14 protein-coding genes are annotated in these 13,016 nt (G+C 72.4%); 12 read left to right on the top strand and 2 right to left on the bottom strand.

The annotated features are described in order from the left end of the window. Window positions 1–94 precede the first annotated feature (94 nt). Window positions 95–523 (top strand): hypothetical protein, encoded by a 429-nt coding sequence (locus ACGFYV_RS25075; RefSeq protein ID WP_393880686.1) that lies wholly within the window; start codon window positions 95–97, stop codon window positions 521–523. On the opposite strand, the gene ACGFYV_RS25070 is transcribed toward ACGFYV_RS25075, so the two are convergent. Next, window positions 433–762 (bottom strand): helix-turn-helix domain-containing protein, encoded by a 330-nt coding sequence (locus ACGFYV_RS25070; protein WP_393880685.1) that lies wholly within the window; start codon window positions 760–762, stop codon window positions 433–435. The genes ACGFYV_RS25075 and ACGFYV_RS25070 overlap by 91 nt on opposite strands. A 69-nt stretch (window positions 763–831) precedes the next feature. Next, window positions 832–1,137 carry a hypothetical protein gene (locus ACGFYV_RS25065; RefSeq protein WP_393880684.1) on the bottom strand — a complete coding sequence of 102 codons (306 nt, stop codon included), beginning with the start codon at window positions 1,135–1,137 and terminating at the stop codon, window positions 832–834. A 580-nt stretch (window positions 1,138–1,717) separates the two neighbouring features. Here ACGFYV_RS25065 and ACGFYV_RS25060 point away from each other — a divergent pair. The 11 genes from ACGFYV_RS25060 (at window position 1,718) to ACGFYV_RS25010 (ending at window position 13,004) form a co-directional block, all read left to right on the top strand. Then, the gene (locus ACGFYV_RS25060) at window positions 1,718–2,335 is read left to right on the top strand and encodes a DUF2617 family protein (RefSeq protein ID WP_393880683.1); all 618 of its coding nucleotides are present in this window, start codon (window positions 1,718–1,720) and stop codon (window positions 2,333–2,335) included. An 89-nt stretch (window positions 2,336–2,424) separates the two neighbouring features. After that, complete coding sequence (locus tag ACGFYV_RS25055; RefSeq protein WP_393880682.1) at window positions 2,425–4,047, top strand: polyamine aminopropyltransferase; 1,623 nt, start codon at window positions 2,425–2,427, stop codon at window positions 4,045–4,047. Between the two features lie 67 nt (window positions 4,048–4,114). Continuing rightward, the gene (locus ACGFYV_RS25050; protein ID WP_393880681.1) at window positions 4,115–4,999 is read left to right on the top strand and encodes an SRPBCC family protein; all 885 of its coding nucleotides are present in this window, start codon (window positions 4,115–4,117) and stop codon (window positions 4,997–4,999) included. A gap of 40 nt (window positions 5,000–5,039) precedes the next feature. Next, on the top strand, window positions 5,040–5,846 hold the full coding sequence (locus ACGFYV_RS25045; RefSeq protein WP_393880680.1) for an aldose 1-epimerase: 807 nt from the start codon (window positions 5,040–5,042) through the stop codon (window positions 5,844–5,846). 10 nt (window positions 5,847–5,856) lie between these two features. Next, window positions 5,857–6,429, top strand: coding sequence for an orotate phosphoribosyltransferase (gene pyrE / locus ACGFYV_RS25040; RefSeq protein WP_393880679.1), 573 nt, complete (start codon window positions 5,857–5,859; stop codon window positions 6,427–6,429). Between the two features lie 150 nt (window positions 6,430–6,579). After that, window positions 6,580–7,602, top strand: a complete 1,023-nt coding sequence (gene fbaA / locus ACGFYV_RS25035) for a class II fructose-bisphosphate aldolase (RefSeq protein WP_393880678.1) — start codon at window positions 6,580–6,582, stop codon at window positions 7,600–7,602. Between the two features lie 82 nt (window positions 7,603–7,684). After that, window positions 7,685–9,157, top strand: a complete 1,473-nt coding sequence (locus tag ACGFYV_RS25030) for an MFS transporter (RefSeq protein ID WP_393880677.1) — start codon at window positions 7,685–7,687, stop codon at window positions 9,155–9,157. 72 nt (window positions 9,158–9,229) lie between these two features. Beyond that, window positions 9,230–9,643, top strand: a complete 414-nt coding sequence (locus tag ACGFYV_RS25025) for a DUF3151 domain-containing protein (RefSeq protein WP_393880676.1) — start codon at window positions 9,230–9,232, stop codon at window positions 9,641–9,643. A gap of 149 nt (window positions 9,644–9,792) precedes the next feature. Further along, complete coding sequence (locus ACGFYV_RS25020) at window positions 9,793–10,641, top strand: tryptophan 2,3-dioxygenase family protein (protein ID WP_393880675.1); 849 nt, start codon at window positions 9,793–9,795, stop codon at window positions 10,639–10,641. Next, entirely contained in the window at window positions 10,634–11,839 is a 1,206-nt protein-coding gene (kynU, locus tag ACGFYV_RS25015) for a kynureninase (RefSeq protein WP_393880674.1), read from the top strand. The genes ACGFYV_RS25020 and kynU overlap by 8 nt, the downstream gene beginning before the upstream one ends. Before the next feature lie 229 nt (window positions 11,840–12,068). Next, on the top strand, window positions 12,069–13,004 hold the full coding sequence (locus ACGFYV_RS25010) for an alpha/beta hydrolase (RefSeq protein WP_393880673.1): 936 nt from the start codon (window positions 12,069–12,071) through the stop codon (window positions 13,002–13,004). The last annotated feature ends 12 nt before the right edge of the window (window positions 13,005–13,016 follow it).

Below are 13,016 nucleotides of genomic sequence, written 5' to 3'. Positions count from 1 at the left end.
AGAGGAGAGTGGCTGGCTTCGCGCGGGCCGTGTGCGGCGGGCGCTGTGCGTCCGCTGGGCGTCCGTGACCGCGCAGTACAGGAAGGCTGCTGTCATGACAACGGTGCCGAACAGGACACAGGGCGGGCCCGGCGGTCCCGGCGGCAGCGGGACGGTCGACGGCGCCTCCATGTTCGCCGGGATCATGATGCTGCTCAGCGGGCCCCTCAGCATTCTGATGGGCGCGTCCGGCATCGCACAGGACAGGCTGTTCGCCGCGTCCCGGTACGCCTACCGGTTCGACCTGACGGCCTGGGGCTGGATCCACCTGGTGATCGGAGTGGTCCTCGTCATCGCCGGTATGGGAGTCCTGACGGACCAGAGCTGGGGTCGCGGGGCCGGTGTGGTGGTGGCGGCGATCAGCCTGATCACCCAGTTCATGTTCGTCCCGTACTACCCGCTGTGGGCCATCCCCGTGATGACACTCGACCTCCTGATCCTCTTCGCCCTGACGAGGATCCACATCGAACACGCCACCCGCTGAACCCCACCACGCCACCACCCCAGCGGAACCGCGAAGGCCCCCGGTGGTGCCGCCTTCTGCCGACCGGAGGGGTTCCGGCCGTTACGCCATCGCTTTCCCGTGCGGAGGTTGATGCCGACGGCCTTGGCTGCCTCCGCGTAACTCACGCCTTGCTGCACGAGCCGGAAGTATTCCTCCCGCTCACGGGTCGGCTTTCTACGGCCCTGAGCCACCGTCCGGGTCTTGCGGATCTCGAACATCGCACCCCTTGAGCTGGGGTGTTGCGACGATCGCTAGAACTCAAGGTCTGCGCAGGTCAGGGGCCCTTTTCAGGTGCTCACCCTCAGAAGTTCCTCAACTCTGCTTTGGCCGGTCGGAGGGCCGGGCATTTCCCGGTCACCGTGTGAGACGCGGTGACCGGGAAGGCGCCCACGGGGGGTCGCTTCGGGGGAAGGGAAGGAGGGTGGGGCCATGGTGTTCGGCGTCATCCTGGCGGTGGCCGTCGTCGTGATCGTTGCGGTGGCGGTGAGCAGGGCCCGCAGGAACCCGTACGTCCAGGGGCCGCGCGGAAGGAGTGGAAGGAACGGCCGGACGCGCGTGTCCCGCTCGTCGTCCATGTCGTCCTCGTCGTCCACGTCCTCGTCCTCCTCGTCGTCCTCAGGGGCGGCCGGGGCGTACGACGACGGGGGTGCGAGTTGGTGGGTGTGGGGTGGCGGGGCCGACTCGTCCTCGGGTGGGCACGGGAGCCATGGGAGCCATGGCGGTCATGGGAGCCATGGTGGTCACGGGAGTCATGGGGGGCACTCCTGTGGCGGCGGACACTCGTGCGGGGGGCACTCGTGCGGTGGGGGCTCGTCGTGTGGTGGCGGGGGCGGTTGTGGAGGGGGTAGCTGACGGGGCTACGACCGTGGTGACCAGAGCGTCCGCCGGAGAAGGTGTCCGGCGGGCGCTCGGGGGCACGGGGCTCGCGCCCGGCGTACGCCGTAGTTGAACAGTTGAGCTGTGGAGCCCTCTGAGGGATGGAAACCCTCCGAACTTGGGTAAAAACGCTGTGGCGCGGCCACAGTTCATGATTCCCTCTAAAACACCACCGCAGCCCTCTGGCGTCCCGCAGACACCCCTTCCCCGGTCCGGCCGGCCTGGCGAATCGCCCGGTGTCTTCCGAGGTGCGCCGGACCTCACTCCTGCCTCATTGCGTGTTAGCGGAGCCGACCCATGCTCACGACCCTGAACACCTCCTACACCGATACGCGTGCCGCCGACCTCGCCTGGGCCCTGGGGCGCGAGCCGCTTCCCGCCCTGGCCACCCTCGACCTCGAACTGACCGGGGCGAAGCTCCAGTTGAGACTGCTCGGCGCCTCCCATCAGGTCCTGCTCGACGAGGAGTGGGGCAGCTGTTCGGAGACGGTCGCCTGCATCCCCGGCTCCAGCACCCCGCTTCCGCTCGGCGTCGCCAAGCGGATCGGCGACTGGGAGTACGAGTTCGCCGCGCGCGTGGAGATGCTCACCCCGGGCTCGTTCGCGGGCCGCGCCCAGGAGTTGCTCGCCCTGGTCTCCGGCCATCCGCACGGCCTCGCCGGCGTCTTCCCCGGCAGCCCGCACGCCTTCACCGCGATGCTGGCCCACCGGCACGAGGGCCAGGTGCACTGGCGTACCTGGCACGCGTACCCGCAGGACGGGCAGTTGGTGGCCACGCGGACCCGGGTGGGGGCGCGCGCGGCGGCCGGCCTGCCGGGGCAGGCGCGTACGGCGATGCTGCCGGACCGGGTGCGCGCCGCGATCGGTCCGGACGGGGCGCGCCGCGACCCGGCGGACACGGGCCCGACGAGATGAATCCGGCCAAACCCGAGGGACGTCAACTGCCCCCAGTTCCACACGTGTGGGTGACGAAGCGTACCGAGGGTGTGACGTAACGTCGCAGCGTGATCGATCCGCACGCCCCCGCGCCCCCGGGCGCCCCGCCCGGCTGGGCAGGCCCCGCGCTGCTGCCCGTCCGGCCCGGTACGGGGCGGTTCCTGGTCCTCGTGTGCGTCTTCGTCTGTGCGGCCTGCGGACTGGTGTACGAACTCGAACTCGTCGCGTTCGCCTCGTACTTGATCGGCGACCCGGTCACCCAGGCCTCCGTGGTGCTGTCCGTGATGGTGTTCGCCATGGGCATCGGCTCCCTCGCCGCCAAACGGCTGCGCTGGCACGCGGCCGCCGGCTTCGGCGCGATCGAGACCGCCCTCGCCCTGGTCGGCGGATGCAGCGCGATGGCGTTGTACGCCGTCTTCGCCTGGACCGGCGGCTGGGGCGGCGTCTGGTCCGACGGACCGCGCTGCCTGCTGGTCGCGTTCTCGCTGGCGATCGGCCTGCTCGTCGGCGCCGAAGTCCCCCTGCTGATGGAGCTGATCCAGCGCATCCGCCGGCAGGACGCGGGCGGTGTGGTCGCCGACCTGTTCGCGGCGGACTACGTGGGCGCGCTGGTCGGCGGCCTCGCCTTTCCCTTCCTTCTCCTGCCGTTCCTCGGCCAGTTGACCGGCGCCCTGGTCACCGGCACGGTCAACGTCGTCGCCGGCGGCGCCCTGGTCCTCGGCCTGTTCCGCCACGACCTCACCCGCCGCGCCCGCTGGACCCTGCTCCTCGCCGGCGTCACCGTCCTCGCCGTCCTCGCCTCCGCCGCCGCCCTCGCCGACGAGTTCGAGCGCGCCGCACGGCACGCGGTGTACGGCGCGGACGTGCGGGTGGCCCTGCGGACCGACGTGCAGGAGGTCGTCCTCACCGGCGGCACCGACGGCAAGCCCCTCGACCTGTTCCTCGACGGCCGTCTCCGGGCCGGCGGTCGCGGCGAGCGGCGCTACCACGAGGCCCTCGTCCACCCGGCGCTGTCCGGGCCGCACGCCCGCGTCCTCGTCCTCGGCGGCGGCGACGGCCTGGCCGCCCGCGAGGTCCTGCGCCACCCGGACGTGCGCCGCGTCGACATCGTCGAACTCGACGCCGGCCTGGTCCGCCTCGCCCGCAGCGACCCCGGCCTGTCCGACCTCAACGACCACGCCTACGGCGACCGGCGCGTCCACGTCACCACCGCGGACGCCCTCGGCCGGCTCCGCCACGCACGGAAGGGCGCCTACGACGTCGTCGTCGCGGACCTGCCCGACCCGGGCATCACCGCCAGCACCAAGCTCTACTCCCAGGAGTTCTACGGCCTCGCCCGCCGCGTCCTCGCCCCCCACGGCCGTCTCGTCGTCCACGCGGGACCCGTCACCACCCGCGCCTTCTGGACCGTCGACCGGACCCTGCGCGCGGCCGGCTTCTCCACCACGCCCTACCGCGTCCTCGGCTTCCCCGCCGGCCCCGACCGCTCCACCCGCGCCTCCCGCGCCCCCCACGACTGGGGCTTCCTCCTCGCCGCCCCCGCCCCCACGGCCCCCCGCCTCTTCCTGGACCCGAAGGGCCCGCACCTGCGCACGCTGACGGAAGCGGACCTGCGCGCCGACGAGCGGGCGGCCCGGCGGGCGCGCATCGGGGGCCTGCCGCCGTCGACGCTGGTGCATCCGCGCTACTAGCGAACGCCGCGCACCGCATCCCCGGGGGAGGGTGATTTCCGGGACTTACTGGGTAGGCTCAGCCGACATGGAGCACCAGGTCTTCCTCCCGGTTCCGGCCGACCTGCTCAGAGCGGCCCTCGCCGACCCCGCCCGGGTGGCCCGGTCGATTCCCGGGCTCCAGCAGGACGCCGGCGCCGACCCCGTCGCCGGGCGGCTGAAACTGCGCGTGGGCGGCCACTCCGTCACCTACCGGGGAGCGCTCCGCGTCACCGCCCGCGAGGACGGCACGTACGCCGTCGAGGGCGACGCCACCGAGTCCCGCGGCCCCGGCGCCGTGAAGATCGCCCTCACCCTGCGCCTCGCGGACACCGACGGCGGCACGACCGTCACGGTCGACGGCACCGCCGACGCGGACGGCCGCCTCGCGGAACTCCCGGCCGACGCGGTGGGTTCGGCGGCGACCCGTCTGCTGGACCGCTTCCTGGAGGCGCTCGCGTCGAGCGAACCGCCCCCGGAACCCGGCACCACGCCCGCCCCGGCACCGGCACCAGCGCCGGAACCCCCGCACACCTCCGTCTTCGAGACCGAGATCCCCCCACCGTCCCTGGACCCCGACACGGACGACGACACCGCCGACGGCACCGACAACGGAACCGACAACGGCACCGATGACGGAACCGCCGACAACAGCGCGGACAGCAGCGCCGACCGCACCCCCCAGGAGGCCCCCATCCCCGGAGACTTCGCGGACACGGGCGAGCCCCCCGCCGAGGCCGCGCACGCGCGCCGCACGATGATCGGCCGCAGCGCCGAGGAGGTCGACCACGCCCCGCCCCGCGGTCGCTACGCCCCCGTACCGGCCCCCCAGACCGTCGCCTCCGGCCAGGTCCTGCGCTGGGCGGCCCCCGCCGCCGCCCTGGCCCTGGCCTCCGCGATCGTCGTGAGCAGGGCACTTCGCAAACGCCGGTGACCACCCGTCACCGCGTCCGTCCCCCCAGTACTGTCATCCCGTGAGCAACGCAGAGATCACGCTGACAGCAGGCAACGCCGAGGTCCGAGTCAGTCCCGCGGGCGGCGGCCGTATCAGTGGCCTCACGGTCGACTCCCTGGAACTGCTGAGACAGGGGGACCGCTACGGCTGCTTCCCGATGGTGCCCTGGTGCGGACGGATCCGGGACGGCCGGTTCCTGGACGGCGGCGTCGTGCGCCAGATGCCGGTCAACGCCCCGCCGCACGCCATCCACGGCACCGCCCGCGACGGCGCCTGGCGCACCGCGCGCACGGCGCAGAACGAGGCGGTGATCACGTACGACCTGGTCGAACCCTGGCCGCACCCGGGCCGCGTCACCCAGGTCGTCACCCTCACCGAGGACAGCCTCACGCTGACGATGTCGGTGGAGGCGCGCGACGACTCCTTCCCGGCGCAGCTCGGCTGGCACCCCTGGTTCAACCGCACCCTCACGGGCGCGGACGGCACGGTGGGCGAGGGCGCCCGCCTCGCCTTCAACCCGGCCTGGCAGGAGGAGCGCGGCGACGACCACCTGCCCACCGGCCGCCGTATCGACCCGAAGCCCAGCCCCTGGGACGACTGCTTCGGCATGCCCGGCGGCGTCGACGTCACCGTCACCTGGCCGGGACAGCTGGAGCTGAACGTGAGCAGCCGCGAGGAGTGGGTCGTCGTCTACGACGAGCAGGCCGAGGCCGTCTGCGTGGAGCCGCAGACCGGCCCGCCCAACGGCCTGAACACGGCGCCCCGCCTGGTCACGCCGCTGGAGCCGCTGGAGGCCACCACCACCTGGAGCTGGCGCCGCCTCTAAGCTGGGCGGCATGACGGACGCCAACGAAGTATCGCCGCCGGGCACGCGCGGCGCGCTGCTGCAGCAGATCAAGGACAAGGCCGTGGTGCACGGCAAGGTGACCCTCTCCTCGGGTCTTGAGGCCGACTACTACGTCGACCTGCGCCGCGTCACCCTCGACGGCGAGGCCGCCCCGCTGGTCGGCCAGGTGCTCCTGGACCTCACCGCGGACCTCGACTTCGACGCCGTGGGCGGCCTCACCATGGGCGCCGACCCGGTCGCCGCCGCCATGCTGCACGCCGCCGCCGCGCGCGGGCGGAAGCTGGACGCCTTCGTCGTACGCAAGGCGGCGAAGGCGCACGGCATGCAACGGCGGGTCGAGGGCCCGGACATCGCGGGCCGGCGCGTGCTGGTCGTGGAGGACACCTCCACCACGGGCGGTTCGCCGCTGACCGCGGTCGAGGCGGTGCGCGAGGCCGGCGCCGAGGTGGTGGCCGTGGCGACCATCGTGGACCGGGCCACCGGTGCCGCGGAGAAGATCGAGGCCGGCGCGGGCGTTCCGTACCGTTTCGCCTTCTCGAAGGATGAACTGGGTCTGGACTGACTCCCGGGTAGGGCTGGACTTGCCCGGGGCTTGACCGCTGGGCCGTACTTCGGGTCAGGTCTGGAAAGATGGGGTCGACGATGACGTCGCCCCCGCACGGTCCAGGTCGGGCCGAAGCACAACCCACCCGCAACACTGAGGAGCGGACAGATGCCCATCGCAACCCCCGAGGTCTACAACGAGATGCTCGACCGGGCGAAGGCCGGCAAGTTCGCCTACCCGGCCATCAACGTCACCTCGAGCCAGACCCTGAACGCGGCGCTGCGCGGCTTCGCGGAGGCGGAGAGCGACGGCATCGTCCAGATCTCGACCGGCGGTGCCGAGTTCCTGGGCGGCCAGTACAGCAAGGACATGGTCACCGGCGCGGTCGCGCTGGCGGAGTACGCGCACATCATCGCGGAGAAGTACCCCGTCCAGATCGCCCTGCACACCGACCACTGCCCGAAGGACAAGCTCGACGGGTACGTGCGCCCGCTCCTCGCGCTCTCCGAGGAGCGCGTGAAGGCCGGCCGCACCCCGCTGTTCCAGTCGCACATGTGGGACGGCTCCGCCGAGACCCTCGCCGACAACCTGGCCATCGCCCAGGAGCTGCTGGAGCAGGCCCGCCGCGCCAACATCATCCTTGAGGTGGAGATCACCCCCACCGGTGGCGAGGAGGACGGCGTCACGCACGAGATCAACGACGAGCTGTACACCACCGTCGACGACGCGATCCGTACCGCCGAGGCCCTGGGCCTGGGCGAGAAGGGCCGCTACCTGCTGGCCGCCTCCTTCGGCAACGTGCACGGCGTCTACAAGCCGGGCAACGTCGTCCTGCGTCCCGAGCTGCTGAAGGACCTGGCCGACGGCGTCGCCGCGAAGTTCGGCAAGCAGTCGCCGTTCGACTTCGTCTTCCACGGCGGCTCCGGCTCCACCGAGCAGGAGATCCGCACCGCGCTGGAGAACGGCGTCGTGAAGATGAACATCGACACGGACACCCAGTACGCCTTCACCCGTCCGGTCGCCGGTCACATGTTCCAGAACTACGACGGCGTCCTGAAGATCGACGGCGAGGTCGGCAACAAGAAGGCCTACGACCCGCGCACGTGGGGCAAGCTGGCCGAGACGTCGATGGCCGCGCGCATCGTCGAGGCCACGCACAACCTGCGCTCGGCGGGCAACAGGATCAAGTAAAGCCGGCGGGACTTTCCGCGCTTTTCGTACGTGTTCGCAGCGAGCCCGCGCCCTGGTGCCGGGCTCGCTGTATACCTGGGGCATGCCCGACGTCCGGTTGGCCTCGCCCCAGGGCAAATGGATCCTGCTCACCACCGTCCTCGGCTCCAGCATGGCCATGCTGGACTCGACGGTCGTCAACGTCGCGCTGCCCACCATCGGCCGTGACCTGAACGCGAGTCTGGCCGCCCTGCAGTGGACGGTCAACGCGTACATGCTGACCCTGGCCGGGCTCATCCTGCTCGGCGGGTCCCTCGGCGACCGTTACGGCCGCCGCAAGGTCTTCGTCATCGGTGTCGTCTGGTTCGCGGCGGCGTCCCTGCTGTGCGGCCTCGCCCCCACCGACGTCGTCCTGATCATGGCCCGCGCCCTCCAGGGCATCGGTGGCGCGCTGCTCACCCCCGGCTCCCTCGCCCTCATCCAGGCCTCCTTCCACGAGGACGACCGTGCGAAGGCGGTCGGCCTGTGGTCCGGGTTCGGGGGCATCGGCGGGGCCGTCGGCCCGTTCGTGGGCGGCTGGCTGGTGGACGGCCCCGGCTGGCGCTGGGTGTTCCTGCTCAACGTCCCGCTGGCCCTCGTCTGCGTCCCCGTCGCCCTGCGGCACGTCCCCGAGTCGCGGGACAGCAGGAGCCACGGCCGCTTCGACGTCCTCGGCGCGGTGCTGGGGGCGCTCTCGCTCGCGCTGGTGACGTACGCGCTGATCGAGGCGACCAGCGGCTCGGTGATCATCGCGGTCATGGCGGTCGCGGGCGTCGCGGCCGGTGTGGCCTTCGTGTACGTCGAGAAGCGGCGCCCCGACCCGATGATGCCGCTCGACATCTTCGCCTCGCGCCAGTTCACGGCGGTCAACCTGGTCACCCTGTGCGTGTACGCGGCCTTCGGCGGCTATTTCTTCCTCACCGCGCTCCAGCTCCAGGTCGTGGCCGGCTACTCGGCCCTCCAGGCCGGTACGGCCCTGCTGCCCACGACCGCGCTGATGCTCCTGTTCTCGGCCCGTTCGGGCGCCCTCGCCGACAGGATCGGCCCGCGCATCCCGCTCACCGTGGGCCCGCTGCTGTGCGCGGCGGCGATGCTGCTGATGCTGCGTGTGGGCAAGGACGCGAACTATCTCGTCGACGTGCTGCCCGCGCTGCTGGTGATGGGCGCGGGCATGGTCACCCTGGTGGCCCCGCTCACCGCGACCGTGCTGGCCTCCGTGGACACCGACCGGGCGGGTCTGGCCAGCGGCATCAACAACGCGGCGGCCCGCGCGGCCGGCCTGATCGCGGTGGCCGCGCTGCCGCTGCTGGCCGGCATGGGCCCGGAGGCCTACCGCTCGGCGGACGCCTTCAACGCCGCGTTCGACCGGGCGATGCCCATCTGCGCGGGTGTCCTGGTCCTCGGCTCCCTGATCGCCTTCACCACGGTCCGCACCCTGCCCCCGGGCTGCACCCGCCCGCAGTGCCGCGTCCACGGCAACGTGACCTCCCCACCGGTCGAGCCCCGCCGGGGCCCCGAGCGGCGCGTGCGCCGCTGACGGGACGGGATCGCCCGGCCGGGCCCCGGGGACGATGAAGCGGTCCTGGGGGCATGCAGCAGACTGGAACCCATGACGATTCACGAGAACCTCCTCGGTGGTCCGCCCCCCACCCACCTCCCCGACGACCCGCAGCCGCGCGAAATGCTGGCGAACGGCACCGCGCCCGCGGACGTGGCCGCCCAGTACCCCACCTCCTCCCTCGCGTGGGCCCAGCTGGCCGACGACGCGTTCGAGCGGGGCTCGGTCGTGGAGTCGTACGCGTACGCCCGAACGGGCTATCACCGCGGTCTGGACGCGCTGCGCCGCAGCGGCTGGAAGGGGCACGGCCCGGTGCCTTGGGAGCACGAGCCCAACCGCGGCTTCCTGCGCGCCCTGCACGCCCTGGCCCGCGCCGCGCAGGCGATCGGCGAGCAGGACGAGTACGAGCGCTGCTCGCAGTTCCTGAAGGACTCCTCGCCGACCGCGGCCCAGACCCTCGGCTGACCGGTCCGCACGAGCGGTGTGGCCCGTCTGGCAGCGGGCGGGCCTTGCCGTCGGCCGGGGTATCACTGAGGATTCCGTTTGGGGACCGGGGCCCCCGTGTCGGCATCGGCAGGGGCGGACCGCTACCCGGAGTACAACAGGAGACAGCGATGTCCCAACAGGCTCACCTCCCTTCCGAGGCCGCTGAGCCCGAGACCCCGCATCTCGACTTCGCCGGTACGACCCCGTACGAGGACTACGTCAAGGCGGACGTGCTGACCCACCTCCAGCACACCCTCTCCGACGACCCCGGAGAGATGGTCTTCCTGGTCACGACCCAGGTCATGGAGCTGTGGTTCACGGTCGTCGTGCACGAGTGGGAGACGGCCGCGAAGGCGCTCCGCTCGGACGACGTCCCGGTCGCGATCGCCGCGCTGGGGCGCTCCGTACAGGAACTGGAGGCGCTCAACGCCTCCTGGAAGCCGCTCGGCCGGCTGACCCCGGCCCAGTTCAACGCGTACCGCGCCGCTCTCGGCGAGGGTTCCGGTTTCCAGTCGGCGATGTACCGGCGCATGGAGTTCCTGCTCGGCGAGAAGTCCGCTTCCATGCTCGTCCCGCACTCCGGCGCCCCGCGCGTGCACGCCGAGCTGGAGAAGGCCCTGCACGAGCCGAGCCTGTACGACGAGGTCGTACGCCTCCTCGCGCGCCGCGGCCACGCGATCCCGGACGAGGTGCTCGGCCGGGACGTCGCTCAGCGCTACGAGCCCTCGGACGCCGTCGAGGCCGCCTGGGCGGCGGTGTACTCCGGCGACGGGGACACCGAGCTGGCCCGCCTCGGCGAGGCGCTGACCGACGTCGGCGAGCTGGTCTGGCGCTGGCGCAACGACCATCTGGTCGCCACCCGCCGTGCCATGGGCGCCAAGCCCGGCACCGGCGGCTCCGCCGGCGTCGCCTGGCTGGAGAAGCGCGCCCGCAAGAACGTTTTCCCCGAGCTGTGGACGGCGAGGTCTCATGTCTGAGACGACGGGAGTGGCGTTCGAACTGGCGTCGCGCGCGAAGAAGTCGGACGCGGCCGACGAACTGGCCGGCCTGCGCTCCCGTTTCGTCCTCGACGAGGGCGTCTACCTCGACGGCAACTCGCTGGGCGCGCTGCCCGCGCACGTTCCCGACCGGATCGCGGACGTGGTCCGCCGCCAGTGGGGCGAGCTGCGCATCCGTTCCTGGGACGAGAGCGGCTGGTGGACGGCGCCCGAGCGGATCGGCGACCGGATCGCCCCGCTGGTCGGCGCGGCCGGCGGCCAGATCGTCGTCGGCGACTCGACCAGTGTCAACGTCTTCAAGGCGCTGGTGGGCGCCGTCCGGATGGCCCCGGACGACCGCGACGAGATCCTGGTGGACGCGACGACGTTCCCGACGGACGGCTACATCGCGCAGTCGGCGGCCCGGATGACCGGGCGGACGCTGCGGGCGCTGGACCCGGAGCAGGTGCCGGCGGCGCTGGGTGACCGTACGGCGGCCGTGCTGCTCAACCACGTCGACTACCGCACGGGCCGTCTGCACGACCTGCCCGCGCTGACGGCAGCGATCCACGCGTCCGGCGCCCTCGCGGTCTGGGACCTGTGCCACAGCGCGGGCGCGCTGCCGGTCGGCCTGGACGAGCACGGCGTCGACCTGGCGGTCGGCTGCACGTACAAGTACCTGAACGGCGGCCCGGGTTCACCGGCATACCTGTACGTGCGCAGGGAGTTGCAGGACCGCTTCGACTCCCCGCTGCCCGGCTGGAACTCCCACGCCGAACCCTTCGGCATGAGCCCGACCTTCACCCCGGCACCGGGCGCCCCGCGCGGCCGTGTCGGCACGCCGGACATCCTGTCCATGCTGGCCCTGGAGGCGGCGCTGGAGGTCTGGGACGGCGTGTCCGTCGCCGCCGTGCGTGCCAAGTCCCTGGCGCTGACGGACTTCTTCCTGGAGTGCGTGGCGGCGTACACCGAGCCGGGGCGGGTGGAGTGTGTGACCCCTCGGGCGCACGACGAGCGGGGCAGCCAGATCGCGCTGCGCTGCCCGGATGCCGGGCGGGTGATGAAGGAGCTGATCGAGCGGGGTGTGGTCGGTGACTTCCGGCATCCCGACGTGCTGCGGTTCGGCTTCACGCCGTTGTACGTGGGCTTCGGCGAGGTCGAACGGGCGGCCCGGGTGCTCGGGGAGGTGCTGAGGTAGGAGCGCTGTGGAGGGGCGGTCGCGCGACCGCCGGTGTGCGCACCCGCCCCTCCACGAAACCCCGTGGAACCCCCGTGGAACCCCCGTGGAACCCCATGGAACCGTTTTCCCCTCACCCTCCGTGACATCCCCATATCCGCGCACGTCACTGGACTGGTACCGTCCCCGCGGGCGGCCGACGAAGATCCCCCGGTCCGCCAAAACCGTTATGTCGCTGAGAGGTTGGAGCATGCCGGACGACGCCGCAGAATCCCGCGCCGCCGCCGAGGAGGAGTCGGCCTTCTCCCACCCCCCGGTGGACCCCGACGTCAGCGTCGCGTACGGCGAACACCCCGACCAGGTGATCGACTTCTACACCCCGCGCACGCCCACCCCGGTCGGCCCGCCCGTCGACCCGCAGGCCGCTCCGCAGACCGCCCCCCTGGTCGTCGTCCTGCACGGCGGCGCCTGGCGCGCCCGCTACGACCGCCGGCACATCACCCCCTTCGCGGACTACCTCGCCCGCAGGGGCTTCGCGGTGGCCAACGTCGAGTACCGGCGAGGCGGCGACTCCCCGATCCCCGCGCAGGCGCAGGCGCAGGACACGGGATCCGGTGTCCCCCGCGCCGGCCGCTGGCCCGACACCTTCGACGACGTCGCCGCCGCCCTGGACGCCCTCCCCGCCCTGGTCCGCGAGGCGGTCCCGGCGGCCGATCCCCGCCGCATGGTCCTCACCGGCCACTCCGCCGGCGGCCACCTCGCCCTGTGGGCCGCGGCCCGTCACGTCCTCCCGGCCGACGCCCCCTGGCGCACGAGCCACCCGGCCGCGCTGCGCGGGGTGGTCGCGCTGGCCCCGATCGCCGACTTCGGGGTCGCCGAGAAGCTGGACGTCTGCGGCAACGCGTCGCTGCAACTGCTCGGAGGACAGGAGCACTTCACCGATCGCCGCCCCTACGCCGACCCCGCTCTCCTCCTCCCCACGGGCATCGCGACGGCCCTCGTCCAGGGCCGTACGGACCTGGTGGTCCCGCAGGCGGTGTCCGAGGCCTACGCGGACGCGGCGGCGAAGGCGGGCGAGATGGTGGGCCTGACCCTGCTGGAGGACGTCGGCCACTTCCCGCTGATCGACCCGGCGGCGGACGCGTGCGCGGTGGTGGCGGAGGAGATCGCCCAACTGGCCTGGTGAGCCACTCCGTTC

The sequence above is a fragment of the Streptomyces sp. NPDC048297 genome (genome assembly GCF_043201585.1).
Classification (GTDB): domain Bacteria; phylum Actinomycetota; class Actinomycetes; order Streptomycetales; family Streptomycetaceae; genus Streptomyces.
This window is presented reverse-complemented; position numbering and strand designations above follow the sequence as displayed.